We start from the raw sequence: 567 nt of genomic DNA, 5'->3' as shown, positions 1-567 counted from the left end.
TCTCCTCGCTCCGAGCCTCGCCCGGCGCCGACGCCCACTACCGCCGCCGACGCGAGCACGGAGACTGGCACGCCGGCGCCCAACGCAACCTCCTGAACCGACTGCTCGGCCAGCTCTTCCACTGCCTCCAAAGCCGCCAGCTGTTCGACGAGAACCACGCCTTCACCTCCTCCATTACTTCGTCGATCACGGCCGCTGCTTGGTGATGAGGGCGCGGAAAATGGCTCCGCCCGAAGTTCCGTGAAGCCCTGATCATCTACGGTGAACGTTCGACAGGGGACTTGTCGGCGAGGACGTGCAGAATGCGATCATGAGTTACGACCTGGCTGTATGGGAAGGCGAGCGTCCTGACGGCGACGCTGCGGCGCGCGTGGTGTTCACGGACCTCCATGGTGAGTTCATGGGTGGTCGGGGCGTCGAGCCAACAGCGCGTATCAGGACTTTTGTCGAGGCGCTCGTTGCCCGGTGGCCTGACTTGAGCCCGGACGACGAGGACGAGGACGCAAGCCCCTGGTCGGATGGGCCGCTCATCCGGAATGCGAGCGGACCGCTGTTCTACTTCGGGAT

The 567-nt window shown here is 64.7% G+C and carries 1 protein-coding gene and 1 pseudogene; both read left to right on the top strand.

Going from position 1 to position 567, the window contains the following annotated elements:
• Window positions 1-206, top strand: a pseudogene (locus ABD323_RS44435) (IS110 family transposase); the annotation flags it as partial.
• A gap of 104 nt (window positions 207-310) precedes the next feature.
• Window positions 311-567, top strand: a 257-nt coding sequence (locus tag ABD323_RS44430; protein WP_344447659.1) for a hypothetical protein, incomplete at its 3' end; no start/stop codon positions are given.

The sequence above is a fragment of the Kitasatospora nipponensis genome (assembly GCF_039528135.1).
GTDB classification, from domain to species: Bacteria; Actinomycetota; Actinomycetes; order Streptomycetales; family Streptomycetaceae; genus Kitasatospora; species Kitasatospora nipponensis.
Note: the sequence above shows the minus strand (reverse complement) of the source record. Positions and strands in the feature narration are given on the sequence as shown.